At 36.5% G+C, this 26,587-nt stretch carries 26 protein-coding genes; 17 read left to right on the top strand and 9 right to left on the bottom strand.

Translation table 11 applies throughout. The features are described 5' to 3' along the window. Nucleotides 1-66 precede the first annotated feature (66 nt). From ACEPXD_RS17635 to ACEPXD_RS17620, 4 genes are all read left to right on the top strand, one after another. Nucleotides 67-1,050, top strand: a complete 984-nt coding sequence (locus ACEPXD_RS17635) for a diaminopimelate dehydrogenase (protein ID WP_391118035.1) — start codon at nucleotides 67-69, stop codon at nucleotides 1,048-1,050. Nucleotides 1,051-1,106: 56 nt separating this feature from the next. Then, nucleotides 1,107-2,051 carry a dipeptidase gene (locus ACEPXD_RS17630; protein WP_391118032.1) on the top strand — a complete coding sequence of 315 codons (945 nt, stop codon included), beginning with the start codon at nucleotides 1,107-1,109 and terminating at the stop codon, nucleotides 2,049-2,051. Nucleotides 2,052-2,196: 145 nt separating this feature from the next. Then, nucleotides 2,197-2,670: a hypothetical protein gene (locus ACEPXD_RS17625; protein ID WP_391118030.1), complete on the top strand. Its 474-nt coding sequence runs from the start codon at nucleotides 2,197-2,199 to the stop codon at nucleotides 2,668-2,670. 12 nt (nucleotides 2,671-2,682) lie between these two features. Further along, on the top strand, nucleotides 2,683-3,057 hold the full coding sequence (locus tag ACEPXD_RS17620; protein ID WP_391118028.1) for a YobA family protein: 375 nt from the start codon (nucleotides 2,683-2,685) through the stop codon (nucleotides 3,055-3,057). A gap of 47 nt (nucleotides 3,058-3,104) precedes the next feature. On the opposite strand, the gene ACEPXD_RS17615 is transcribed toward ACEPXD_RS17620, so the two are convergent. Continuing rightward, on the bottom strand, nucleotides 3,105-3,797 hold the full coding sequence (locus tag ACEPXD_RS17615; protein ID WP_391123350.1) for a YetF domain-containing protein: 693 nt from the start codon (nucleotides 3,795-3,797) through the stop codon (nucleotides 3,105-3,107). Nucleotides 3,798-3,960: 163 nt separating this feature from the next. On the opposite strand from ACEPXD_RS17615, the gene ACEPXD_RS17610 reads away from it, so the two are divergent. The 3 genes from ACEPXD_RS17610 to ACEPXD_RS17600 all read left to right on the top strand — a co-directional run bounded on the left by ACEPXD_RS17610 (nucleotide 3,961) and on the right by ACEPXD_RS17600 (nucleotide 7,440). Then, nucleotides 3,961-5,136, top strand: a complete 1,176-nt coding sequence (locus tag ACEPXD_RS17610; protein ID WP_391118026.1) for an MFS transporter — start codon at nucleotides 3,961-3,963, stop codon at nucleotides 5,134-5,136. A gap of 131 nt (nucleotides 5,137-5,267) precedes the next feature. Then, nucleotides 5,268-6,595, top strand: a protein-coding gene (locus ACEPXD_RS17605) for an IS3 family transposase (RefSeq protein ID WP_391116643.1) whose coding sequence is annotated in 2 segments (ribosomal slippage) — nucleotides 5,268-5,646 and nucleotides 5,646-6,595 — 1,329 coding nt in all. Because the reading frame shifts where the segments join, the coding sequence is not laid out codon by codon here. 239 nt (nucleotides 6,596-6,834) lie between these two features. Further along, on the top strand, nucleotides 6,835-7,440 hold the full coding sequence (locus ACEPXD_RS17600; RefSeq protein ID WP_391118024.1) for an alpha/beta hydrolase: 606 nt from the start codon (nucleotides 6,835-6,837) through the stop codon (nucleotides 7,438-7,440). A gap of 182 nt (nucleotides 7,441-7,622) precedes the next feature. Here ACEPXD_RS17600 and ACEPXD_RS17595 read toward each other — a convergent pair whose 3' ends face one another. Continuing rightward, the gene (locus tag ACEPXD_RS17595) at nucleotides 7,623-9,755 is read right to left on the bottom strand and encodes an MMPL family transporter (protein WP_391118022.1); all 2,133 of its coding nucleotides are present in this window, start codon (nucleotides 9,753-9,755) and stop codon (nucleotides 7,623-7,625) included. 106 nt (nucleotides 9,756-9,861) lie between these two features. Here ACEPXD_RS17595 and ACEPXD_RS17590 point away from each other — a divergent pair, with 106 nt between their 5' ends. After that, nucleotides 9,862-10,494 carry a pentapeptide repeat-containing protein gene (locus tag ACEPXD_RS17590; RefSeq protein WP_391118020.1) on the top strand — a complete coding sequence of 211 codons (633 nt, stop codon included), beginning with the start codon at nucleotides 9,862-9,864 and terminating at the stop codon, nucleotides 10,492-10,494. Nucleotides 10,495-10,536: 42 nt separating this feature from the next. On the opposite strand, the gene ACEPXD_RS17585 is transcribed toward ACEPXD_RS17590, so the two are convergent. Beyond that, nucleotides 10,537-11,535, bottom strand: a complete 999-nt coding sequence (locus tag ACEPXD_RS17585) for an inorganic phosphate transporter (protein WP_391118018.1) — start codon at nucleotides 11,533-11,535, stop codon at nucleotides 10,537-10,539. A gap of 12 nt (nucleotides 11,536-11,547) precedes the next feature. Then, a complete protein-coding gene (locus ACEPXD_RS17580; RefSeq protein WP_151701466.1) occupies nucleotides 11,548-12,168 on the bottom strand; it encodes a DUF47 domain-containing protein in 621 nt (206 codons plus the stop codon). Nucleotides 12,169-12,484: 316 nt separating this feature from the next. Between ACEPXD_RS17580 and ACEPXD_RS17575 the strand changes: the two genes are divergently transcribed. From ACEPXD_RS17575 to ACEPXD_RS17550, 6 genes are all read left to right on the top strand, one after another. After that, nucleotides 12,485-12,994, top strand: coding sequence for a hypothetical protein (locus ACEPXD_RS17575; protein WP_391118016.1), 510 nt, complete (start codon nucleotides 12,485-12,487; stop codon nucleotides 12,992-12,994). Between the two features lie 33 nt (nucleotides 12,995-13,027). Then, complete coding sequence (locus ACEPXD_RS17570) at nucleotides 13,028-14,566, top strand: flotillin family protein (protein WP_391123348.1); 1,539 nt, start codon at nucleotides 13,028-13,030, stop codon at nucleotides 14,564-14,566. Between the two features lie 170 nt (nucleotides 14,567-14,736). Beyond that, entirely contained in the window at nucleotides 14,737-15,672 is a 936-nt protein-coding gene (locus ACEPXD_RS17565) for an HD-GYP domain-containing protein (RefSeq protein ID WP_391118014.1), read from the top strand. A gap of 163 nt (nucleotides 15,673-15,835) precedes the next feature. Further along, nucleotides 15,836-16,744: an HD-GYP domain-containing protein gene (locus tag ACEPXD_RS17560; RefSeq protein ID WP_391118012.1), complete on the top strand. Its 909-nt coding sequence runs from the start codon at nucleotides 15,836-15,838 to the stop codon at nucleotides 16,742-16,744. Nucleotides 16,745-16,760: 16 nt separating this feature from the next. Next, a complete protein-coding gene (fumC, locus tag ACEPXD_RS17555) occupies nucleotides 16,761-18,137 on the top strand; it encodes a class II fumarate hydratase (protein WP_391118010.1) in 1,377 nt (458 codons plus the stop codon). A 20-nt stretch (nucleotides 18,138-18,157) separates the two neighbouring features. Next, a complete protein-coding gene (locus tag ACEPXD_RS17550) occupies nucleotides 18,158-18,649 on the top strand; it encodes a PCYCGC motif-containing (lipo)protein (RefSeq protein WP_391118008.1) in 492 nt (163 codons plus the stop codon). 146 nt (nucleotides 18,650-18,795) lie between these two features. Here ACEPXD_RS17550 and ACEPXD_RS17545 read toward each other — a convergent pair whose 3' ends face one another. Together ACEPXD_RS17545 and ACEPXD_RS17540 are read right to left on the bottom strand one after the other, a co-directional pair. Then, nucleotides 18,796-19,671 carry a DUF3298 and DUF4163 domain-containing protein gene (locus ACEPXD_RS17545; protein ID WP_391118006.1) on the bottom strand — a complete coding sequence of 292 codons (876 nt, stop codon included), beginning with the start codon at nucleotides 19,669-19,671 and terminating at the stop codon, nucleotides 18,796-18,798. Further along, nucleotides 19,668-20,165: a sigma-70 family RNA polymerase sigma factor gene (locus ACEPXD_RS17540; protein WP_391118004.1), complete on the bottom strand. Its 498-nt coding sequence runs from the start codon at nucleotides 20,163-20,165 to the stop codon at nucleotides 19,668-19,670. Before ACEPXD_RS17540 ends, ACEPXD_RS17545 begins: the two co-directional genes overlap by 4 nt. Before the next feature lie 185 nt (nucleotides 20,166-20,350). On the opposite strand from ACEPXD_RS17540, the gene ACEPXD_RS17535 reads away from it, so the two are divergent. Then, nucleotides 20,351-21,049 (top strand): ABC transporter ATP-binding protein, encoded by a 699-nt coding sequence (locus tag ACEPXD_RS17535; protein WP_391118003.1) that lies wholly within the window; start codon nucleotides 20,351-20,353, stop codon nucleotides 21,047-21,049. Continuing rightward, nucleotides 21,039-22,340 (top strand): ABC transporter permease, encoded by a 1,302-nt coding sequence (locus ACEPXD_RS17530; RefSeq protein ID WP_391118001.1) that lies wholly within the window; start codon nucleotides 21,039-21,041, stop codon nucleotides 22,338-22,340. Before ACEPXD_RS17535 ends, ACEPXD_RS17530 begins: the two co-directional genes overlap by 11 nt. A gap of 33 nt (nucleotides 22,341-22,373) precedes the next feature. Here the strand turns inward: ACEPXD_RS17530 and ACEPXD_RS17525 are convergent, their stop codons facing one another. The 3 genes from ACEPXD_RS17525 to nhaC form a co-directional block, all read right to left on the bottom strand. Continuing rightward, complete coding sequence (locus ACEPXD_RS17525) at nucleotides 22,374-22,637, bottom strand: hypothetical protein (protein WP_391117999.1); 264 nt, start codon at nucleotides 22,635-22,637, stop codon at nucleotides 22,374-22,376. Between the two features lie 114 nt (nucleotides 22,638-22,751). Beyond that, a complete protein-coding gene (locus ACEPXD_RS17520) occupies nucleotides 22,752-23,912 on the bottom strand; it encodes a class I SAM-dependent methyltransferase (protein WP_391117997.1) in 1,161 nt (386 codons plus the stop codon). Nucleotides 23,913-24,086: 174 nt separating this feature from the next. Further along, on the bottom strand, nucleotides 24,087-25,472 hold the full coding sequence (gene nhaC / locus ACEPXD_RS17515; protein ID WP_391117995.1) for a Na+/H+ antiporter NhaC: 1,386 nt from the start codon (nucleotides 25,470-25,472) through the stop codon (nucleotides 24,087-24,089). A gap of 366 nt (nucleotides 25,473-25,838) precedes the next feature. On the opposite strand from nhaC, the gene ACEPXD_RS17510 reads away from it, so the two are divergent. Continuing rightward, nucleotides 25,839-26,582: a VOC family protein gene (locus tag ACEPXD_RS17510; RefSeq protein ID WP_391117994.1), complete on the top strand. Its 744-nt coding sequence runs from the start codon at nucleotides 25,839-25,841 to the stop codon at nucleotides 26,580-26,582. Nucleotides 26,583-26,587: the final 5 nt, after the last annotated feature.

Genomic DNA, 26,587 nt, shown 5'->3' with positions numbered 1-26,587 from the left:
CATTGACTATTTAGAATTATGTATGTATTTTTAGTAATAAAGTTATTTTGATGGAGGAAAAGAAGAATGAGTAAAATTCGAATTGGTATTGTCGGGTACGGAAATCTAGGGCGCGGTGTTCAATTTGCAATAAAGCAAAACCCAGATATGGAGCTAGTAGCAGTATTCACAAGACGTGATCCATCAACTGTACAAGTAAATGATGATTCTGTCGGCGTGTTTTTAATGGATAATGTAAAAGATTTCAAAGATAAAATAGATGTGATGATTTTATGTGGGGGTTCTGCGACAGACCTGCCAGAACAAACACCACAACTTGCACAAGACTTCCATACAGTGGATAGCTTTGATACACATGCATTAATTCCAGAGTTCTTTGAAAAAGTGGATAAATCAGCGAAAGCTTCAGACAAAGTAAGTATTATTTCTGTCGGATGGGATCCAGGCTTATTTTCATTAAATAGATTGCTTGGGGAAGTTGTTCTTCCGGAGGGGAATACCTATACATTTTGGGGAGATGGCTTAAGCCAAGGACATTCAGATGCAATACGTCGAATCGAAGGTGTCAAAAATGCGGTTCAATATACACTTCCTGTAAAAGAAGCAGTAGACCGTGTGCGTAACGGCGAACTACCGACTCTCTCAACAAGTGAAAAGCATACGAGAGAATGCTTTGTTGTGTTAGATCCAGGTGCCAATAAAGCGCAAGTAGAAGAACAAATCGTCACAATGCCAAATTATTTTGCTGATTATGATACGACGGTGCAATTTATTTCGGAAGAAGAATTGAAAAGTAACCATAGTGGGATGCCTCATGGAGGTTTCGTCATTCGCAGTGGAGTAAGTGGAGCACAGGACCAACAGTTAATGGAATTTTCATTGAAACTGGATAGTAATCCAAACTTTACCTCAAATGTATTAGTGGCGTATGCAAGAGCGGCCTACCGTCTAGGTCAAGCTGGTCAGAGTGGGTCAAAAACAGTTTATGATATTCCATTAGGTTTGTTATCACCTAAATCAGCAGAACAGCTAAGATCAGAATTACTATAAAAATAAAACCGGTGCCTCTTTGAAGAGTGCCGGTTTTTCTTTAGGGGGAGAAGAATGTGAAAATATACGATTTGCATTGTGATGTGTTATTTAAATTAGCTAGGACTGAAAATCCAATCCCTTTTGAAGGTTCTCCCTTGCTACAAGCAAACAAAAAAGCATTAGAAGCTGGAGAAGTAACGCTTCAAGTATTTGCGGTATTTGTATCGGAAGGGTTTCCAAAAGAGAAACAATTTATGGAAGCAATTCGTCAAATTGAATTTTTTTACACAGAAATTGTTGGAAATCAGGAGAATGTAGTTGCAATTTACAAGTGGGAGCAGCTAGAAAAACTAGAAAAAGGTCAAATTGGAGCGGTACTATCATTAGAAGGTCTTGACATGATCGATGGAGATATACAAAAGTTAAAGCTATTATTGTCCCACGGAGTTAAATTAGTTGGTCTTACATGGAATGGTGCTAACGAGGTCGCGGATGGTGCATCGGTGAATTCGGGAACTGGATTAACACCCTTTGGAGAAGAGGTAGTATCTTTATTAAACGAACAAAATATTATTATTGACGTTTCCCATTTGAGTGAAAAATCATTTTGGGATGTATTACCGAAAGCAAAGTGGCAAATGGCAAGTCACTCAAATGTTCGAGCGATATGTGATTCGGTTAGAAATTTGACGGACGATCAACTAAAAGCATTAATTGATAGAAATTCTCCCATTCACGTTGTGTATTATCCACAGTTTATTAACAATTCTAAAAAGCCTGTAGAGATACAAGACTTAGTGAAGCATGTGGATCACATTGCTTCTCTTGGGGGGAAACATTTGATAGGATTGGGTTCAGACTTTGACGGAATCGGTGAATTTGTTTTAGGACTTGAAGATGCCTCCAAAACACAGAATTTAGTGGAGCAATTATTGAATAGTTATTCTACTAAAGAAGTTGAAGGATTTACTTCTCAAAACTTTGGGAGATTTGTGAAACAGATTAGCAAGGAGGAATAATAGTGAGTAGTTTGCCTGATTGGTTTTTTGCAGTTGCGATTGCAGTAGTCATTTGTTTCGTCCTCGTTGCAGAATGGTTGACGCGAAGAGGATAGAGAGTATGGTATACTAGAAAAATGAAAAAACGAAGAGAAAGAGGAATCACATGCTAACATTTGAAGAAAAAGAAGCCATTATCCAAGAATTTACTGAGCTAACTCGAAAAGAAGTATCAATGAAACGAGTAAATTACCATTATGAAGCGAGCTTATATGAAAAAACGACGGTCATTTATCATCTTCATCCAAATGGAAATGGGTTTGTATACGTAGGAGATCTTCCACAATATGAAGAAGCCAATGATAAAGGACTATTGAATATTCGTGAAGCTTCTGTAGACGAGTTAAGAAAACTAATTAAAGAATCTATTGCTTATTTATCTACCGAGGAAGAAGAACTTTCGGATGAAGAAGTAGAAGAAGAGTGGAAAAACAAAGAAGATTCGAAGCTAACACTATTACAAGAAGATACACTTTGGAATATTTATCATGGCTATAACTTAGAGGAAAGCTTTGGATCTTATGAAGAAGCGAAATCTTATCTTTTAGAAGAAGGCTTCCGCCTAGTTGGGAAAAAGTAAGGAGGTCTTTCTTTGAAAGGAAAATATACTGTTTTCATCATCTTAGCAGTTATACTTATTGCGATCGGAGCTACCTTTTATTTTGTGATGCAATTTTTCGAAAACAATCCAACCCAGCCTCAACCGACTGGATACAGAACAGGCATTATTGTGGAAATGAAGGACAACAGTATTCTGGTCGTGAGTGATTTATCGGAAGAGGAAGCAAGAAACCTCTCTGTCGAAGAAGCAATGGATACTGGTAAAGATGCAACATGGTTTTCATTGACGATGGATCAGCGAAATCAGCTGAAACTCTATGATGAAGTGAAAGTAGGCTATGAAGCACTGGATGAGTCATTTCCAGCGCAAGGATCTGCAAAAACAGTTGAGAAGTTAAATGAGTAAAAAGAACCGATGTAAAGGGAGAACTCTTCCTCATTACATCGGTTCTTTTATGGTTTTGCTTTATAATCGTCTCTTCTATCTATATACAAAGTACCGTCACTTTGAACTTCTGCGTAAAATACTTCTTTAATCGACGCAACGTTCGCTTGATGGAGCTGTGCATATAACCATTCATAGCTAAGTCCAAGTTCTGTTATATTTTTTTCAACGATACTACCATCCACGATAATTTCAGAGGGCATGTATAAAGATGGAGAGCTGGCAATGTTTAAATCCTTTTTCGTAACTGTCTGTATAGAAGGTTTCAATAAAATGCTTAGTTCTCCATTTGGTTCAAGAATGGCATAGTCCACATCTTTTGTAGAAAACACATTTTTTGTTCGTAAAAGCATACTTAAGTCGTCCATATTTATTCTTAAAGCTCGCATAGCTTCTTCTAATATATGCCCCTTTTTTATCACAATCGTCGGTTCTCCGTCTAATATAACTCGAGCTTTTGCCGATTTTAAGCTCCAAAAACTAACCAAAATAGCCAATCCAGTCCAAACAGCTAGGCTTATCAAGCCTTCATGCAGTGGAATGTGTTTTTCAAGAACGGTGTTTGCGGCAATCGAACCAATTGTAATACCTGTGACGTAATTAAAATAGGTTAGCTGACTTAATTGGCTCTTTCCAAGAATTCGAGTGAATAGTAATAATACGATGAATGAACAAATTGTTCTTACTACGACTTCAAACAGTTCAACCCCCCCTTTTTATAGAAGTGTCTCACCTTTCGCTATAATTAATACTTCCAATATTCAAGGTAAATGAGATTTGTCAGTAGTTGCACTGTTGATAAGAGTAGAAAAGCATGTTACTCTTTTGCAAGTGTGTAGTTTTTTGGATGAAAGTAGGTATTTAATGACAAAAGATCAACGAAAGAAATTATTTGTATTAATGATAAATATGTTTATTGCAGTAGCAAGTTTTGGGATTATCATTCCCATACTGCCTTCTTATTTAAAGTCGATTGGACAAGGTGGAACTGCGGCTGGCCTTATGATTGCCATTTTTGCAGGAGCACAGCTTATTATGTCTCCAATTGCAGGGAAATGGGCAGATCAATATGGAAGAAGAATAATGATAATCGCAGGTTTAAGCGGTTTAGCATTATCTATGTTTGTTTTTTATCTGTCTGATTCGGTTGGTATTTTATATGTATCTCGTGTGATCGGTGGAGTGGGAGCTGCTTTATTAATTCCGGCAATCTTTGCATATGTAGCGGATATTACAACCATGGATCAACGTGCAAAAGGGAATAGCTTTATTTCAGCGTCTATGTCACTTGGTATTGTGATTGGACCTGGGATCGGTGGATTTTTAGCAGATTTCGGTTTAAAAATGCCGCTTCTTATTTCTGCAGTTGTTGGAGTTTTGGCGGTTATCTTTTCGATGTTTGTACTGAAAGAAAGCAAACCAGAAGATGTTGGTACACCAGAAACTAAACCAGAGCCTATGGTAAAAGAGATTGTTCAATCGTTTAAAAAGCCTTATTTTATTCCACTTGTTATTACACTTGTAATGAGCTTTGGTTTGATGGCGTATGAATCTGTTCTTGGTCTTTTTGTAGACAATGAATTTGGTGCGTCTCCACAAGATATTGCATGGATGGTAACAGCGACGGGGATTGTCAGTGTAATAGTTCAGTTGTTTGCTGTCGATAAGATCGTACGCCGGTTTGGTGAGGCAAACGTATTGAAAATATTCTTAGGCATCACCGCTTTAGGATTTTTCTTGTCCATCGTAGCTTCCAGTTATGCGTTTTTCTTTGTAATTACAATGATTATTTTCCTCTCTACTTCTATTTTGCGGCCAGTACTTACGACATTAATCTCGAAGTTAGCAGGTCAAGAGCAAGGCTTTGCAATGGGAATGAATAATGCGTATATGAGTATTGGAAATGTGTTGGGGCCATTACTTGCAGGGTTATTATATGATGTGCATATTATTTATCCATTTGTATTAGGATTGATTGTGCTACTTATTACAATGATCGGATCGATTTTGTGGAAGGGTACGAAGAAGATAGTGGTATAAGAAGAGCTGTTCCGTAGAGTGAACTGAACCCCGAATAGTGGACACTTTAAAAAAAGTGACCCTATTCGGGGTTTTTCTGTTTAAAAACCCGTTATACTAGAAAATAACAACTTGGAACGGGAGATTTTTTAATGAGTAAAATACTTTTCAATGAACATCAAAGAAGACAACTAGAATCAAACCCAAATATCGTATCCGTATCAGATCGCGCCATTCAATATAAATCTGAATTTAAAATTCGTGCCGTTCAAGAAAATTTGGCTGGTAAAGGACCTTCTCAAATCTTTATCGAAAATGGATTTGATTTAGAAACTATTGGAGTCAAAAAAGCCAAATGGTCATTAAGCCGATGGAGAAATACGTATAACACCTACGGTGAACAAGGCTTTTTAGAAGAACGTCGCGGAAAAGGTAGCACAGGTCGCCCTTCTACAAAGGATGTATCAGCTGAGAAAAAATTAGAAAAGGCAGAAGCACGTATTAAGTATTTAGAAGCTGAATTAGAATTACTAAAAAAGCTAGAGGAACTCGAGAGGCAGGCGAAGAAACAGTTCTGGCACCCCATGAAAAATACGCAGTGATCAACGAAGTCATTCGAAAATATCAACTAAAGAACATGACACGTTATCTTTGTGAATTAACTGATGTGAGTCGAAGTGGCTACTACGCCTGGCTTCAAAATTCAGAGAAGCATTCGATTCGTGAAGAACAAGACTATCAAGACTATGTATTATTAAAATGCATTTACGATGCTTTTAAAGGGAAAATTGGTTATCGAGGACTTTACATGGCATCAGAAGAATTATTAGTGACACCAATGAATCACAAAAAGATTCTTCGCCTAATGAGGAAGTTTAATTTCTTTGCGAAAGTACGTCGTGCGAATCCATATAAACATATTGCGAAAGCGACGCAAGCGCACCGTATGGTCCCTAATCACTTAAATCGAGCATTTGATCAAGATGAACCGGGCAAAGTATTTTTAACAGATATCACTTATTTACAATACCGTAATAGTCAAACGGCGTACTTATCTTGCGTAAAAGATGTTGCAACACGTGAAATCGTCGCCTATGAACTATCGACAAGCTTAAAAATGAGAATTGTTTATCGGACATTAGAAAAATTAGAAGAAGCATTAGAAGGAAACCTTCATCCAGAAGTCATGATTCATTCCGATCAAGGTGTCCATTACACGCACCCGGAGTATCAAAAACGTGTAAAGAAAATGGGTTTACTTCAATCTATGTCACGGAGAGGAAACTGCTTAGATAACGCCCCAATGGAATCTTTCTTTGGGCATTTTAAAGATGAAGTGGATTATCAGGAAGCGCACAACTTATTTGAATTAAAGCAAATGGTAGATGAGTACATGGAGCATTACAATACAACACGCAAACAATGGAATTTAAAAAAGATGACTCCGGCTCAATACCGAAGTCATCTAATCGCCGCCTAGACTGCAAAGTCGTTTTTATTAATCTGTCCATTAATTAGGGCTCAGTTCAGAGTGACTTACGGAGCGGCTTTTTTTGTAGAAAATGCTGGTTAGTTGGAAAAATGTGAGCTTTAATTGGAATTTCGGAGTGCTTAGTTAGAATTTTATATCATTTAGTTGGAAATCTCTTTATTTGACCAAAAAAATGATTCAAGTTATAATTATCTCAAATTCGAGATAATTATAAAAGGAGTTTTAACATGAAACATGTTTTTTATAAAGGAACTGAATCCAAGCGGCCGACATTATTGCTTTTACACGGTACAGGTGGAAATGAGCATGATTTAGTAGGTTTGGGTAAAGAAATAGATAGCTCGGCAAATATTCTAAGTGTTCGCGGAAATGTATTAGAAAATGGAATGCCACGTTTCTTTAAACGTCTCGCAGAAGGCGTATTTGATATGGAGGATTTGAAGTTCCGAACAGAGGAACTGAGAAAGTTCATCGATGAAACAGCTGAAAACTATGAGTTTGATCGAGATAATGTGGTGGCTATTGGGTATTCTAATGGTGCAAACATTGCTGCAAATCTATTGTTTGAATATGAAAATGTATTGAAGGGGGCTATTTTACATCATCCAATGGTACCAAGACATGATGTGGAATTGCCTTCACTTTTAGGAGCTCCAATATTCATCGGAGCGGGGAAAAACGATTTTATGTGTCCTGTTACGGAATCCGAGGATTTACGTGACATGTTAAAAGGTGCAGGAGCAGAAGTAGAGTTGTTTTGGCATGCTTATGGTCACCAATTAACGCAAGACGAAGTGCAAGCAGCGAAAGACTGGTATCAAACGAAGTTTTAATAGGAAAAATAGGAGAATCGGTCGAATCAAGTTAAGAATCGGTCGGAAACACAGAAGAATCGGTCGAATCAAACTAATATTCGGTCGAATAAGACAAATAATCGGTTGAATCAAGCCCAATATCGGTCGAAACATAAAAATAGCCAAGCAGAAAATCTTTTCTGCTTGGCTATTATCTTTTCTTAATGCCATTTACTCGCTTTATAAGGTCCTTTTCTAAAAGGCATCCACCAATTCCATTTGCCGAGGAGCTTCATCAAGCTTGGTACTAACAACAATCGAATAATTGATGCATCGATTGCGATAGCGATTGCAATGCCGACCCCAATTTGCTTAACTGGCATCACATTTGTAAATGCAAAAGCGCCTGTGATAACAATCATGATAAGTGCTGCGGACGTAATAATTTTACTAGTGGATGTAAGTCCTCCAATCGTAGCAGCTGTATTATCAAGACTTTTCGAATACTCTTCTTGAATACGTGAAATTAAAAACACTTCATAGTCCATACTGAGTCCAAATACTAAACTAAACACAATAACAGGTATGATTAGTGCGATCGATGTTGGCTCTATTCCAAGATGTCCGTATTGGAAAATGTAAACAAGTATCCCGAAAGTAGAAGTGAGCCCGATCACATTCATAATAATAGCCTTTAAAGGGATTAATATGGAACGGAATGCAATCATCAAAATGACAAAAGTAGATCCTAAAATGATTAATAGTAGTAGCCCAACTTTATTAAATATTTCATCGAAAATCTCTTGGTTGAATTTTGGGCGACCCCCGATCATCGTATCTACTCCTAAATCTTTTTCCGACCATTCGCGAGCCCAATTTTGTGCCTCGGTAGAAGCGCCATTCAATTTAAGTGTTACTGGAATTAATAATTTATCTTTTTGAACAAATGTCTCAAGCAAAGGAGTTAACTGCCCTTTTATTTCTGGGGCTTGCATGCTTTGCTCCCATTGTTCTACAGTGGAAATTTTACTTGCTGTAAAGATGGAATTTACGGAATCTACATCTTTATCGGCCAGCAATTGATCTTCTAATTTCTTCATTTCTTTCAGACCTTCTGTATTGTCCCAACCATCTTTACGTTCTGCAATCATATAGATAGTGGACTTTTCACCTAAACCAAAATCCTTATCCATTAATTCAAAAGCTTGGCGAGAATCAAAAGATATTGGCAATGAATCGGCGCTTGGAATAGCTAATTTCATATCTTTGACTGGAATAATACCAATTCCTAGTACTATGAGAGCTACAAGTATTAATGGTACAGGGTGTTTCATTACATACGAAGCAAAGCTACGCCATCTATTAGAAGCTCCTGGTTTTACACGTATAATCGTCCATTTATTAATATGATCTTTAAGTAATAGCAATATCGCTGGTAGCAATGTGATTGATGCTAAAACGGCCATCAATACGACAAGCATTCCACCTAACGCAATATTTTGAAAGATTTCCACTTTCATTACAAGCATCGCACCTAAACCGATAAAAACACAAATGGCAGAGAAAATAATCGAGCGACCGGCAGTCAAAATAGCCGTTTGCACAGCTTCTTGGGCAGACTGTTTTAATCTTTCTTCTTTGTATCGATTGATTAGTAATAAGGCAAAATCGATGCTAAGTGCTAACCCAAGCATTGGAATAATATTCATGACGAATATCGATAAATCCATTGTGCTACTAAACAAAGTCATCATCCCAAATGTAGATACGACTGTAATAACCCCAACGACAAGTGGTATAAACGCAGCAACTACGCTCCCAAAAGCAAGTAAAAGAACGATGACTGCAATTGGTAAACCGATTGCTTCTGCGTTTACTAAATCTTGTTGGCTGGCGCTATTAATATCTTTGTTAATGGCAGCTCCACCAGTTAACGTAACACCTTTTTCATCATTAATCTCCTTGCGCAAAGTATCTACTACTCCCGGCAGATCATTTGTATCGCTATTAAAATGGAGCATGGCATAAGCAATATGATCCTTGTAAAGGGAGGAATCATCCAATGGAGATTGAATAGATTTCGCAATATGTAGTCCTTCAATATTAGCCAAAGTTTTTTTAATTATGTCATCTGTTGTATGATCGAACACGACAAACATTGTCTCGGCAGGGAGGTCAAATGTATCGGACAGCTCCTCCATCACTTGCTGATGTTCTCCGTCCGTTTTAAAACCGTCACCTTGCAATAAACCAGGTAAACGAATAGCAAAAATAGCTAAAATAATAAATAGTATTAACCAAGCAAACAATATTGCTTTATAGTAACGTGTCACTATGTTAGACAAAATTCTCATACAGTTCCTCCTTACAACATATCTATTTCTTATTGTACTGGAAAGAAGTGAGAACATGCTAATATAATGTTAATATAATAGCATCCATAAAAGGGAGGAATAAAAAATGAAAATTACGCCACCGAAATTACCCAGCTCTCTAACGGATCTGAAAATAAGTAGTGCGCTTCTAGAAGATAATTATGTTTCAGGAGGGATTGTCACATCTTTACATTTGGAAGAAGTGCAAGAAGATAAAATTATTTTTGATCAAATACACTTTCAACACATTTCGATGGAAGGCATTCGATTTCACCAAGTAGAATTTATCGACTGTTTATTTGAAAAATGTGATTTATCCAATGTCGATTTTGGCGATGCCGTATTTCACCGAGTAGAAATACGAAACTCGAAATTGTTGGGGTCGACCATCTCGCAAAGCAGACTAACCGAGGTGAAAATAGAAGATTCAGTTGCAAATTATATGAGTATTAGTTTTTCTAAACTCAAAAAAGTCGCATTTAAACAAACTACGCTAAATCGCGCTGATTTCATTGAAGCGTCATTTGATAAAGTAAGCTTTGAAAAATGTGAACTGGATGGGGCTAATTTTACGGAGACATCATTAAAAAATATTGATTTGAGTTCCAATACATATGAGCAACTTACCGTTTCCATGGAAAAGCTTTCAGATTGTACTGTATCTACCGAACAAGCAATAAGTTTTGCAAAATCTTTGGGTTTATTAATTAAAGATTGATGAATATAAAAAAACCTCGCTATTTCTAGCGAGGTCTCGTTCTTAAAAGAACAAGTTTAATATTCGGAAGATAACTGCTGCCAATAATGCTGAAATCGGTAGTGTAATAATCCATGTAATGACAATTTTTTTGGCAACTCCCCAATGTACACTTTTCACACGTTGTGCAGATCCTACACCCATAATAGCGGAAGAAATAACATGTGTTGTGGAAACAGGTAAGTGGATAGTAGTAGCTCCAAAAATGATTAATGCAGATGATAAGTCAGCTGCTGCTCCATTAATTGGGCGAATTTTCATGATCTTACCGCCAACAGTTTTGATGATTTTATATCCACCGATAGATGTTCCAATACCCATCGCGGTTGCGGCAGCGATTCGAACCCACATTTGAATATCATCGGATGTTTGTAATTCGGCAGAGATCAAAGCCATTGTAATAATCCCCATCGCTTTTTGGGCATCGTTTGTACCATGTGTAAATGACTGAAGTGCAGCAGTACCAATTTGGAATATACGAAAACCTTTATTTGTTCCGTATAAGCTTGTATTTTTAAAGAGCACTTTGAATAATGACATCATTAAGAATCCAACAGCAAGCGCTAAAAATGGAGATATTAATAATGCTTCTAATATCTTGATAAACCCAGCATAGTTTAAAATAGTCAATCCAGCTGCAGAAATAGCTGCGCCGGCGATTGAACCAATTAATGCATGTGATGAGCTGGATGGAATACCGAAATACCAAGTGACTAAATTCCATATAATAGCTGACAATAAAGCAGCTAAAATAACGAGTGAACCGTTTTGTAAAGCAAAAGGATCTACAATATCTTTCGTAATCGTTTTAGCTACTCCAGTAAAAGTAAGCGCTCCAACAAAGTTCATGCATGCAGCCATTAGAATAGCAACTCGAGGCTTTAGTGCCCTTGTGGATACAGATGTTGCTATTGCATTAGCTGTATCATGAAATCCATTAATGAAGTCGAAACCAAGTGCGAAAATTACGACTAAAATTGTAAGAATGAGAGTATATTCCATATGTACGTACTCCTACGCATTACGCATGATAATTGCTTCAATCGTAGTTGCTACGTTTTGACAATAATCCGCGACTTCTTCTAATTTTTCATATATATCTTTAAATTGAATAATTCGGATTGGATCTTTTTCTTTTAAAAACAATTGTTTAACAGACGAACGGAGTACTTCGTCACATTTACGCTCGTAGTCCTTAATAAGAACAGAGTGTTCATGCATCTTAAGTAGTTTTTTCTGTGCAAGAAGTTCCATAGCCTTTACAATTTCATCTGTACTTTTCGTAATATAACCTAAAAACGTACGCATGGAATCATCTATTTCAATAAGTGAGAACATTTCTAAATGGGCTGTAAAATCATCAATACCATCTAAAATATCGTCCATTCTAATAGATAATTGTAAAATGTCTTCTCGTTCAATCGGAGTCATAAACGATTTGTTCAACTTTACGATCAAATCATGAATTAATTTATCTCCTGCAGTCTCATAATTTTTAAGATGAACACTAATTTCTTTTAAGTCAGAAACAGTATTAATTTTAAAATCATCTGCGTAGTGAGCAGCTTCTTGAACGTTTTGAGCAATTTTTAATAAGGAAGAAAAAAATGGGTCTGGTTTTCTTGAACTAATCATAAAAGCCTCCTGGACTTTAAGAATTTTTTGTCGTCACTAATCTCAAATATCATAACAAAAAAACTGCAAAATCTACACAGTTTTTACTCCTATATTACGAAATTTACAATCCTGTAACATTACTCCCTAAAATAAGGGTAGAAACAAGGTTTTGAAAGCGTTTTCTTTTCTTATTATTCATGTTTTTGAAAAAAATGTCGAATGATAAGGAAGGTTTTTTTATGAATTAAATCTTTTTTTGTAGAAAAGTAAAAATATGAAACTTTCTGAAAGTACCATCGTATATATAATTAGACGGTCAGTAATTAAGAAAGGAGTGCTAAAAATCGAACAAATCTTTTTATATGGTCTAATCATTATAGGGCTAATCACGATTTTATATGTATTGTTTGCGGATGCAATTGATGGTATGGATGCGGGTATTTTTAACCCAACTGTGTTTTTATCATTTGTTTTATTCGTATGTGCGACTGGCTTTATATTATTAAAACTTACCGAGTGGAGTAATACGGTTATTATTATCACTGCATTTATTGTTTCCAGCATTTTATCGTTTTTATTATATTATTTTGTTTTGCTACCGTTGTCGTCTGCGGAGGTTTCTACCGCATATACAGACGAATCGTTGCAAGGGTCAGTTGGGAAAGTTATCGTTCCAATTCCTAGGGATGGATTCGGAGAAATTGTCATTGAAACAGTGAACGGTTTACTTTCTAAACGAGCAGCAGAATATGACAATGAAGAAGTTGACTATGGAAAACAAGTGTTAATCATTGAAGTAGCAAGTGGTACATTTCTTGTTAAAGAGTATGAACCACTGAAATAATATATAGGGGGAAGAAGAATGCCAGGTATAGATATGGGTCTTTTAATCGTAATTGGAGTCGTTGTGTTTGTTATAGTAATAATGCTTGCGGTGTATGTGACAAAGTACCGAACAGTTGGACCAGATGAAGCTTTAATCGTAACAGGAAGTTATTTAGGGTCGAAAAATGTACATACAGACGACTCTGGAAACCGTATTAAGATCATTCGTGGTGGAGGTACATTTGTATATCCGGTATTCCAACAAGCTCAACCACTCAGCCTTTTATCGAGCAAATTAGAAGTTACAACACCGGAAGTATATACAGAGCAAGGGGTTCCAGTAATGGCAGATGGAACAGCGATTATAAAAATTGGTGGTTCTATTTCTGAGATTGCAACTGCTGCGGAACAATTTCTAGGGAAATCAAAAGCAGATCGCGAAAACGAAGCGAAGGAAGTATTAGAAGGCCACTTGCGTTCCATATTAGGTTCGATGACGGTAGAAGAAATTTATAAAAATCGCGACAAATTTTCTCAGGAAGTTCAACGTGTTGCTTCTCAAGACTTAGCGAAGATGGGTCTAATCATCGTTTCTTTTACAATTAAAGATGTTCGAGATAAAAATGGCTATTTAGATTCCCTTGGAAAACCAAGAATTGCTCAAGTAAAACGAGATGCAGACATCGCTACGGCAGAAGCAGAAAAAGAAACACGCATAAAACGTGCGGAGGCTTCAAAGGATGCGCAGCGTGCTGAGATAGAAAGAGCAACTGAAATTGCGGAAGCGGAAAAAGAGAACCAACTAAAAGTAGCAGAGTATCGCAGGGAGCAAGACATTGCAAAAGCACGCGCTGACCAAGCATATGAATTACAAACTGCAAAATCGAAACAAGAAGTTACAGAACAAGAAATGCAAATTCAAATTATTGAACGTCAAAAGCAAATTGAATTAGAAGAAAAAGAGATACTACGTCGTGAGAAGCAATATGATTCTGAGGTAAAGAAAAAAGCAGATGCGGATCGTTATGCAATTGAACAAAATGCTGCAGCTGCAAAGTCTCGTGAAATGGCAGAAGCAGACGCAGAAAAGTATCGAATTGAAGCGAAAGCAAAAGCAGATGCAGAAAAAGTACGTTTAGACGGACTTGCAAAAGCAGATTCACAAAGAGCGCAAGGTGAATCTGAAGCAGATGTTATTCGTCTGAAAGGTCTTGCGGAAGCAGAGGCAAAACGTAAAATTGCCGAAGCATTTGAAATGTATGGGCAAGCAGCAGTGCTAGATATGATTGTTCACATGTTGCCTGAATATGCGAAACAAATTGCAAGTCCGCTTTCCAACATCGACAAAATTACAGTAGTGGACACAGGAAGTGGAGAAGGCGGAGGGGCAAACAAGATCACCTCTTATGCAACTAATTTAATGTCTACACTTCAAGAAACATTAAAAGCGTCTTCAGGGATAGATGTAAAAGAAATGCTTGAGAACTACGCTGGAAAAGGAAATATTCGTCCGAGCATTGAACAACTAACACAAGAAGTGAAGCAGGCAAACCTTAAACAACCAATAGAACAGTTGGTCAACAAAGAGTAGGATAATAAGTAGAAAAAAGTCTGGACGCTATAATGCGTTTGGGCTTTTTTTGTGTAAACTTGTTCTTTCTAATTAAAATATTGTAGTAGTGTAAAAATTTAAACTACTTGTTATAATAAAATTAACAGTTATTTCATCTTTTTTCTACAAAATGACCTATGGAGGTACATATGAGTAAACAGAAAAATCAATCTTTCCGTAATTATGAGCAAAATGGTTATCCTGTACTTCGTTTAGGCTATGCAAATGTTATTTTGCTTGGAAGATGGGATGGTCTGTCGAATGCCCTTTTTTCATTGCATAAAAACCGTACGTTTTGGGTGAAATACGATATGGGGGATAGTGACGAAGTAATAGAATCTTATACAATTCTAGATGGAACGATAGAAATGGAATATGAGGGTACGAGACGTGTAATAGAAATCGGAGAAACGATCGATGCGTCAAAATATGAGAATATTATTTCGTTCTATGGTGAAACAGAAGTACAAATTCTTATTAAAATGAATTTTGAAAAATTTGAACCAAATTTTTTTGAATCGAAGCTTCTTCAAAAAGAAGCGGATGTAATTGAAGAAATTGATGGCTATACCTATATGCATTGCAATCGTATTAAAGATTACTCTTTAGAAGTTTGGAATTATCTAAAGTTGCCGGTAGAAAGCTTGAGTAGACTTAGGTGGGGAGCTTATTTTCATGATATCGGTAAGCGAGTCATACCTATAGAAATATTAAACAAGCCTGGTAAGCTAACTTCGGAAGAATGGGAAATCATGAAGACGCATACAACAGAGGGTGCAAGAATTATGCGGAACCATTCAGTAGGATGGTTGAAAGATAGTGCGTTTATAGTTGAACAGCATCATGAAAGATATGACGGAAAAGGATATCCTTATGGTCTAATAGGAGATGAAATTACGCTCGAAGCTTCCATTGTATCCGTTGTCGATGCATTTGACGCGATGACAACAGACAGAGTGTATAAGAAGGCGTTGTCTACAAAGGAAGCTGTGAAAGAACTTGAAAAAGGAAAAGGCACACAATTTAAACCTGTCGTTGTAGATGCTTTAATCGACATACTAAAGAATAAACAGTTTAGGTGGTAATAAGGTTTGATTACCGGCTCTTTATCAAAGCTTTTATTTAAGATTTTTTACTCGTAAAATCATTCATCAAGTGGATATAAAGTTTAAAATAGAAGAAAAAATGTTTTGCACTATCAAAGGACATGGAGGCAAAATGATACTTTCCAAAGAACAGATTCATTATATGAAAACAAAAGTACATTTACCAAGAGTAGTTACGGATCAAACTATAACTACTTACATGGGAAGCGCTCTTAATATTTCTTATTCCTTATATACTTTACTCGCGGAAAGTACCTCTTGGCTTTTCTATAATCCGAATAACTATGCCGATTATAAAGAGTGCTATACGGTTCTAATGGGGGAGCTTGAGGTAGCATGGGATGGAAATAAAAAAACATTTTATGCAGGCGATGTGATTGATGTAAAAATGTATACATCCATCCTAACTTGTTATGCAAAAAAAGAAGTGGAAATATTGTTTGAAATGACGTCTTCTTTTTTTGAAAAAAACTTTACAGAACGAGAAATTATTCATAGAGATGCTAAAAAAATTCAAGAAGTGGATGGTTATACTTATCATCATTGTGCTCGAATTAGGGATTATTCTATCGAGCTTTGGAAAAGAATAAAACCAGAAGCGCATGGTATTACTATTCTAAGTACCGGATCTTATTTTCATGATATCGGTAAATTAGGGATTCCTCTTGAGATTTTAAATAAAGTTGGGAAATTAACAGAAGATGAATGGAGAATTATTAAAACGCATCCTACATTAGGTGCCGAGATGATGCGAAATCATGAGATCGAACGATTCCGCGAAGCCGCTTTTATTGTAGAGGAGCATCACGAGCGATATGATGGAAATGGGTATCCATATGGATTGAAGGGTGAGGAAATTTCATTGGAAGCGTCAATTGTTTCCGTTGTAGATGCATTTGATGCGATGATTACTAATCGTGTCTATAGAAGTGCCATGACGATGGAAGAAGCATTACATGAAATAGAAATTGGTAGAGGTACTCAGTTTAATCCAATTGTCGTAAATGAATTTTTAAACATGTTAAAGGAAAGAAATAACGAATGGCAATAAGAAGGGGTGGAGAAAAATGTCTTATCGTATTGAGCATGATTCTATGGGAGAAGTTAAAGTTCCACAAGAAAGTCTTTGGGGAGCCCAAACGCAAAGATCGAAAGAAAACTTTAAAATCGGCAATGAAAAAATGCCAATTGGTGTTGTCCATGGTCTTGCCCTACTAAAAAAATCTGCCGCAATTGTAAGTCATTCACTTGGCAATTTATCCGAAGCGAAAAAGGATGCTATCTCCACAGCAGCGGATGAAATTCTTGCAGGTAAACTAGATGCCCATTTCCCGTTAGTTGTTTGGCAAACAGGCAGTGGTACACAATCGAATATGAATGTGAATGAAGTGATCGCTCATCGTGGTAATCAAATCCTTGAAGAAAAAAGGAGTAAGGAGCTTCTTCATCCGAATGATGATGTAAACAAATCACAAAGTTCGAATGATACGTTCCCAACAGCACTTCATATTGCTGGTGTACTTGCAGTAGAAAAAAAACTTTTACCGGCAATTGATGTGTTAAAAGAAACGCTTGGGAAAAAATCAGCGCAATTCATGGATATTGTGAAAATCGGCCGTACGCATTTACAGGATGCAACGCCTTTATCACTTGGTCAAGAATTCAGTGGTTGGCATAGGATGTTAGAAAAATCATCGAATATGATTTTGCAAAGTGTGCAAGAGATGAAAGAGCTTGCGATTGGCGGAACCGCAGTGGGGACAGGTCTAAATGCCCCAAAAGGATTCGGTGATTTAGTTGCTGCTGAAATTTCCAAAGCATTAGGAATTGAATTCACTTCTGCTAAAAACAAATTCCACTCCTTAACAAGTTATGACGATGTTGTATATGTACATGGAGCAGTGAAGGCGCTTGCAGCAGATCTAATGAAAATCGCAAATGATGTTCGCTTACTTGCAAGTGGTCCTCGATCAGGTATTGGAGAAATTTCTATACCTGAAAATGAACCAGGCAGTTCCATCATGCCTGGTAAAGTGAACCCAACACAAAGTGAAGCGATGACGATGGTTGTTGCACAAGTAATGGGCAACGACACTACCATCAGTTTTGCAGCAAGCCAAGGGAATTATCAGTTGAATGTTTTCAAACCAGTAATCATTCATAACTTTTTACAGTCAGTTAGTTTATTAAGTGATGCTATCATCAGTTTTAATAACAATTGTGCGGTTGGAATTGAACCTAACCTAGAAACGATTCAACATCATGTGAACAATTCATTAATGCTAGTTACAGCGTTAAATCCGTATATTGGTTATGAAAATGCGGCGAAAATTGCAAAATATGCACATAAAAACGAAACGACATTGAAGGAAGCGGCGGTGGCATTAGAGCTACTAACTGCTGAAAAGTTTGATGAAATCGTACGACCTGAAAAAATGATTTAAGTCAAAGAGGAAGTTATAAAATGAAAAAATTATTATTCATATTTGTTTGTGCTTTATTAGTGCTTTCTGCATGTGGTCAAAAAGGGTCAAAAGAAAGTCATGATGAGCACGGAGAACATATCACACATCTAACAAATGGTGACTTACAAGAGACAACTACATCAGCTGAAGTATTGCCAACATTTTTAGACAAGCAATCCGAAGATATGAAACTTGTCTACCAAGCAGCGGCAAAAGCAAACGATATCTTGAAATGGATGCCTTGCTACTGTGGTTGTGGAGACAACGCTGGTCATATAAGTAATTTTAACTGCTTCGTCTATGAGATAAAAGAAGATGGCGAAGTTGTTTGGGATGACCATGGGACTCGTTGCCAAGCTTGCCTTGAAACAGCGGTCATGTCGATCAATATGGTACAACAAGGAAAGTCACTTATCGAAATTCGAAAAGCAATTGATGAAAAATATAAAGAAGGATATGCAGCACCAACTGATACTCCGATGCCATCATAAATTAAAAACCTGCTACTTCTCACAGATTGTGATAGGTAGCAGGTTTTTGAATTGAATGAATGCATTGCGACTAATGAAACTGGTTAATCGGATGATCAAGTTAATTGATCATCCGATTACGATTTAGCTCATTATACACTTCTAAATCATTTAATATAATAATCACTAATTAAGTGAGACTTAATCACTTCTGTTGGAATCTCAAACGTAAGGACGCCCATATAACCTGGAGCCACTTCGTATTTATCGAATGAAATAGTTAGTTTATGATTGGCTGTAATGGAGAAGGTTTGATCAGGACGAATTGCCTCAAATGATTCAAAATCTGCTTCGCTACCAACCCAGTAAGTAATATTTTCATCAGCCGCCATTTGCTTGATCATGTCTTCTTTAATATAAGTAGAAATGGCTTCTATATATTGATCGTTTTTAAATAAGCTCGGCAATGTGATGAGAATCTCATTTTTCTTATCGATTGTATCTGTTCGCATCGTGGTAGACGATGAACCAACTGTATTCACAACATAACGGCTAATCGACAGAATATCATCTGTGTCTGTCACTACTTCATACGTAGATTCCATTCCTAGATGGCCTCCACCTTCTGCCTCTATCACTTTCATATCTTTTTGAAAGTCTTTATACAGTGCTTCGTTTTCTGCAATGTATTTTTCATTTAACGTTTTTTCTAGTTCTTTATTTTCGAGTCCAGTTACACCTGGTGTTTTTAACTCTGCATTATAAGTGTCTTTAGCAACTTGAATTTCTTGTAAAGTTATAACCTGAACAATCGAACCAAGGACAGGGACAGTGGAAAGAGATTGGGCTAATGCAGGACTTACATTAACGCTTGTAATAAATAGCGTCGCCGCTGCTGCGATGCCAATTCCCCACTGTTTGAATGTTTTATTTTTCGGTTGCTTTTTTGGGGCTTTTCTAATAGAATCATGGACTATTTGTGACAACTCTTCTGGAATTTTAATGCCGTCATATTGCTTTTTTGAATCATTTAACTTACTCATACATCCACCTTCTCTTCCATATTGGATCGTAATTTTCGTAGTGCAGCATATAATCTCGTTTTAATCGTATTCGTGTTTTCTCCAAGTGTTGTTGCGATATCATCAATTTTCATATCCTCAAAAAAACGAAGAATAATAATGGTTTTATAAACTGCAGGTAAATGGTCAATTGCCTCATACAAGTCGATATCAGGAATGTCGTTTTCATGCGCTGGGAGATGAAAATCCAGTATATTATCCTCTACTACTATTACTCGTTTATTTTTGTGAATAAAGTCAATCGAAGTGTTGATTAATATTCGGTAAAACCACGTTTTTAAATAATGAATTTCCTCTAAAGATTCAATGGAGCGCAGTGCCTTCATAATACTTTCTTGAATAATATCTAATGCCGATTCCTTATTTTTTACATAGCTAAAAGCTAGCCGATAATGTGCATTTTGATGTTCTATTATATAGTTTTCAACTAGTTGAAATTTTTCTTTTTTTGTCATGACATAGTTGTACTCCTTTTTCCCGTATCGCGATTACGTATCAATTATTAGACGGGCGACTAATGCGGAAAGTTTGATTAAACTGAAAAACTTTATTTCTTAAGAAATTCTTCATTATTATCCTTCTTAAATGTTAAGAAACGATCGGTACACTAAGTAAGTAGCAAAACGGAAGGAGAAAATAAATGATACAAGTACAGAACGTCAATCATACATTTTTGATAGGGAAAAAAGGGAAGGAAAAGAAAGTTCCTGTATTAAAAGAATTATCCTTTGAAGTAGGGAAAGGTGAAATCGTAGCAATTGTAGGGAAAAGCGGTTCGGGCAAATCTACGTTATTACATACTATAGCAGGATTTATGAGTCCAGAGCATGGCTCCATCACTGTTAATGGACAGGAAACAGCCTATTTGAATGAAACGGAACGAGCACATTTTCGATTAAATAACTTCGGATTCATCTTTCAAAACTTTCAACTGATGCCAGGTTTAACAGCATTTGAAAACGTGGAGCTGCCACTTAAATTAAAGGGAGTACCTTACAAAGAAAGATCAGCAAGTGTAGAGCAACTAATGAAAAAAGTAGGTCTAGATGGAGTGGCGGACCACTATCCAAATGAGTTATCCGGAGGACAGCAACAACGTGTTAGTATTGCGCGTGCGCTTATTACAAATCCACCAATTATTTTTGCAGATGAACCAACTGGGAGCTTAGATTCAGAAACGGAGCAAGATATTTTATTATTAATCCAAGAGCTTAATCAAACACTGGGTGTCACATTCGTAATGATTACCCATGATGAGGAAGTGGCTAGCATTGCGCATCGTAAATTTAGAATGCGTGACGGCGAATTAGTGAAGGGAGATACAAATCATGCTATTTAAAGATCAAGTCGATTTTGTACGTCAACACATTAAAAAGAATAAACTCCGTGTATTTATGACTGTACTCGCTGCAACGATGGGCTGTGCATTTCTAATCGTCCTTGCTTCCATTGGGTTTGGCATTCAAGATACAATGCGTAAAGAAATATTAGAGGATCAAGCGATTACAGAAGTGGAAGTGTATCCAAATGAAGGTGAATCACTTGATATTCCTAAAATTAAAGGAATAGAGCATGTGCATGCAATCGTCCAAAGAACTCGCATGGATGCACTTGCATTTTCTCAAATAGAAGATCGTTCCATAGAAACAAATATGCTACTCACAAATTTTGAGGAAGAAAAAAAGTCGAATCTTAAATTATCGGAAGGAAGAATGCCTACGAAGGCAAATGAAATAGTTGTAGGCTATCAGTTTGCACAGAATTTATTAAATGATGCTGAACGTAAAGAAATGGAGCAAAGCCAAGGTACGGAAGAAACAACCAAACCAATGGGAGGTTACCAGGATTCCTTAATCGGAAAAACAATTACAATGGCAATTAAGTCATATGATGCAGAAGAAGCGTTTCCGGAGAAATGGAATTTTACGATTGTAGGGATAACTGAAAAACCGGCAAAAGATTGGATTGTCGATACGAATGTATTATTGGATGAGTCTTGGAGAGATAAGTTTCAAGATGTGTACTTATCTAATACAGGGGCAGAAAACACAGATTTATTTTATACGCAAACAAAGATTTATACGTCTAGCTTAGAGCACGTGAAATCGGTGACAGAAGAGTTAAAGAAAATGGGCTATAGTGTGTATTCGGTATCAGAACAATTAGAGCAACTAGATGTATTTTTCATGGCATTTAAAATTGGATTAATATTTGTAGGAACAATTGCCGTGTTAATTTCATCGATTGGTATATTTAATACAATGACAATGGCCGTAACCGAAAGAACTCGTGAAATTGGTGTTATGAAAGCAATAGGAGCTAGTCCGAAACTGATTCAGCGATTGTTCTTAATGGAAAGTGCGTGGATTGGTATTATTGGTACAGTACTTGCAGTGATTATTTCATATGCGGTTAGTTTCCTGTCGAACTGGATATTACCGATGGTAGTTGGAGTAGCACTAGGTGAGGATAAGTTCCAAGACTTATCCATAACATTCTCATTAATACCTTGGCAACTTGTTGTTATTGCATCTGTTATTAGTATCGGAGTAGCAATGGTTTCTGGATGGAGACCAGCAAGAAAAGCAACGAAAATTGATGTCATTCAAGCTTTGAGACAAGAATTATAAGAGAAAGGTCGTCCCACAATTGGAGACGACCTTTTATTGTGCAATTGTATAATAAGCAATGAAGAGAACAAATACAACTAGTGCGTTAAATAGATTATATTTGGTTCGTGAGATTTTTTGATCGAGCTTATCGTATTTTTTTATGACAGAAATGCCTAAGTAGGTGAAGAAAATTGCTAAAAATATTGCGAAAATCGGAGGCATTGTGTAAATTCTTGCATTGATAAAATGAACTAAGATGATAGCAATAGCCATCGCAGCACCATATGCTACTTTTTTCAATGTCGGTTCTTTCAATATTTTCAACTCCTATCAGAATTTACGGAAATTATTTTGTCTATTGAGACGAGACGTTACTTTATAAAAAACACCTGTTTCTCACATGAATAATATTGCAAGAAACAGGCACTCTTATAGATATTCTTTTAGTTCATTCTCCAAAAATGGCTCTGCGTTTAGCATTTGTGTGAACTGTTTATAGCTTTTGAATTGTTCTTCTGATGACTTCTTCCCAGTTTTGTAAGCACGTATGAGTATATTCTTCGGAGTATTTTCCATATCAATAAATTCCACTAGCTGTGCTTCATAACCAACCATATTCAGAATTTCAGCTCGAATGGAATCTGTGGCAAGTGCTGCAAAACGTTCTTTCACAAGTCCATGCTTCAACATAATGTCGAGCCCTGGTGCGTTTAGTTGTGTATTTAATTCGTGCTGGCAGCAGGGAACACTTAAAATAACGCTTGCTCCCCATTTGACCGCACGAGCTAAAGCCATATCTGTAGCGACATCACAAGCATGTAGCGTGACAACCATATCTACAGTTGTTTCATTATTGTAATCATTTATATCTCCAACTAAAAACTCAAGCTGATCATAGCCTAAATCATCAGCAATCTTCGCGCATTCCTCAATCACTTCTTTTTTCAAATCAAGACCAGTTACTCGAATATCAAGACCCTTTTCAATTTTTAAATAATGATAAAGCGCAAAGGTTAAATATGATTTACCAGATCCAAAATCCAGAATTCGAACGGTTTGATCCTTTGGTAAGTGGGCAAGTGCATCGTCAATAAACTCCACAAAACGATTAATTTGCTTGAATTTATCGTACTTCTGCTTTTTAACTTTCCCTTCCACTGTTTGCACACCTAAACGAATAAGAAAAGGATAGGGTGTATCTTCATCTAAAAGATAATTCTTTTTACGATTATGTGATAGATTCATTATTTTTGCAGAAGCCGTTTTCTTTGATTTCCACATTACTTTGTTTTTTTTAGAAAGCTGGACTTGTACTTTTTCTGCTGTGAAATCTGCATGCAATTGACGGAATTGGTCAAATAGGTTTTCCAGTGACTCTGCAAAGTCTTCTAGTGGAATATTCTCATGTTTTAAAATACGTTCGTACTGATATTCAATTTGGATATGATACATATTTTTTATTTCCAGTGGTTTTAGTTTGACACGCTTTACTTCATTAGATTTTGCACGTGGTTGACTGATAGTTGCAGCAATCAACTGCTTATTTAAAGTTTGTTCGATCAGATATTCTTTCATTTCTTGAAATTCCATAAAATTCGCCTTCTTTTTCGTAAGATACATGAAAATAGTGTATCACAACCACAAGATTCTAGGTTAGTTGGAAAAACGCAAACCTTAGTTGGAATTTTAGTTAGTTTAGTTGGAAAAATGAAAGATCTAGTTGGAAAAACAGAACGCTTAGTTGGAAAATACAATAAAGGGAACTTATTTCTCCACAATATAAGTTAATGTTTTACCTGTCCAACCAAACAAAATAGTAAGTATCGGACTAAGTAAGCAGAAAAATGCGAATGGCAAATAGTCAATCGTCGATACAGCTAATATATTCGTTATAAATATGCCACAGACACTCCATGGGACAAGAGGATTAACGACTGTACCTGCATCTTCCATCACGCGTGCTAAGTTTTTATTTGTTAAACCAACTTTTTGAAATTGTGCTTGAAATGTTTCTCCAGTTAATAAAATTGATAAATACTGCTCGCCTATTAATATGTTCACACCTATTGCAGTAAATGCGGCTGCAGTAATGACAGACCCTACATTTTTTAATAAACTCTCCACTTTCATCAACAAGCTTTGCACAATACCAAGTGTAAATAAAAGGCCGCCCATGCTTAAAGCCAGTAGTACAAGCGATATAGTGAACATCATACTATTCATCCCTCCGCGAGTGAGTAGTGAGTCAACTACTTCAATCCCTGTCTGAGACGTATAGCCGCTAAATAATATGTTTAACACTTCGCCAAAAGCAAAATGGTGATGGAAATAAGAAACGAGTATACCGGCAATGGAAGTTAAAGCAAGCGCCATAATAGCAGGTACCTTTTTAAAAGAAAGTACGACGAGTAAAGCAAGTGGTAGTAATGTATACCAATGGATCATCCCTGTTTGTAGGAGCCCTTCTTGAAAGTTATTGATTTGGTCAAATTTTTGGATTTCATTATTTGGTGATAAAATACCGTATCCAATAAGGGAAATGAAGAAAGCTGGAATGGTCGTCCAACCCATATTTCGAATATGTTCAAATAAATCTACATGCACGATAGCTGATGCAAGATTTGTGGTATCCGATAAAGGTGACATCTTGTCGCCGAAAAAAGCACCAGAAACAATTGCACCAGCAGTAATGGCTAAAGAGATATCCATAGCACTCGCCATCCCAATAAATGCAACACCAGCTGTTGCGACCGTTGTTAAGGAACTTCCGATGGATAAACCAATAATACATGTGACAAGAAATGCGATTGCATAGAAAAAGTGTGGAGAAATAAATTGAAACCCTAAGTATATAAGTGTCGGAATCGTTCCACCCATCATCCAACTACTAATTAGAATCCCAATAAAGAAAAAGATAAAAATAGCGCCAAGTCCCGCTTTGGACCCTTCTACCAGACCTTCTTCTAATTTTTTGTAAGACACTTTTTTACATAGACCATACGTGATGAGTAGTAAAATTGATAGCAAAATAGGCATATGTGGAACGGCATCAAATTTAATAATACAAACTGCCATTATGGTAATAATCGTCGATATTAGTAACACTGCCTCCATAAATGAAGGAGTTATTGTTGATCGAATACGAAACATTGTAAATCCCCCCAAGTATTTCTCTTTTATTTTACTTTCGCGATTCAACGCTTCGTAGCACTAAAGTAATTAGGATTTTACCATGTATTTACCGACTGTCAATTGGTAATGTAAAAGACTATCTCATCAGAATTTTGTGATAGAATAAAAGGAAAGGTAATATATTGAATTTATCGATTCCCATCCTATGACGGGATCCGGTAAAAGAGTTCCTTCTACGTGAAATGTCGAAAGAAAAAGTAGAAGTATAACATGCAATCGACACATTTCCCGGGAAATTGTCAAAAGAGGTGGCAGCTATTCAATGTCACCTCTTTTTGTTTCATGAAAAGTCATCCATAATAAGAGATGAATAGAGGTGCTTACATGTATTTAGATCATATTGTACATCATGTAACAAAAACACCAAAAGATGTAGCGGAGGATTGGTGTGCAAAAGGATTTCACGCAGTAGTTGGAGGGCAGCATTTACACTGGGGTACGTATAATGCCCTTCTGTATACAAAAAATAGCTATATTGAATGGCTAGCGCTAGAGCATTTAGAAGTTGCATCCAAAGCCAATCATCCATTTATCAATTTATTTCTAAATGATTTGAAAACAGGACCGGGCTTTGGAACAATATGTATCCGTACTTCGACAATTGACGAACTATGCTTACAACTCGAAGGTAAAGGTTTAGAAACGTCTGGAGTTTTACATGCTGAAAGAAAAACGACAAGTGGCTTAGTACGTAAATGGAAAATGCTTTTTGTAAAAGAGGAAGTAAGTGATGCGCTTCCCACTCCATTCTTCATTGAGTGGGAGGAAAGTGATAAGGAACGCTACCAATTACTTCATGATGATAGCAGCATCGATAGTAGCAATCTAGAATTGGCAATTGCCGCTTGTGAGTTTTATGTGGCCGAACCAAGGGAAGTAATGGATAAGTGGAAAAAGTATTTTGATTTAAAAGAACAAGATGAACAGACATTGCTTTTATCAAATACACAATTAGTATTCAAAAAATTAGAAAATGGAACGAAAGAAAGACTTGAAAGTATTCAAATTAGTGGTTCGGATATAAAAGAAGATATTATATATGAACAAGCAACTTATCGTTTTCGTTAAGAGGG

The organism is Psychrobacillus sp. L3 (assembly GCF_042945595.1).
In the GTDB taxonomy this organism is placed as follows: domain Bacteria; phylum Bacillota; class Bacilli; order Bacillales_A; family Planococcaceae; genus Psychrobacillus.
This window is presented reverse-complemented; position numbering and strand designations above follow the sequence as displayed.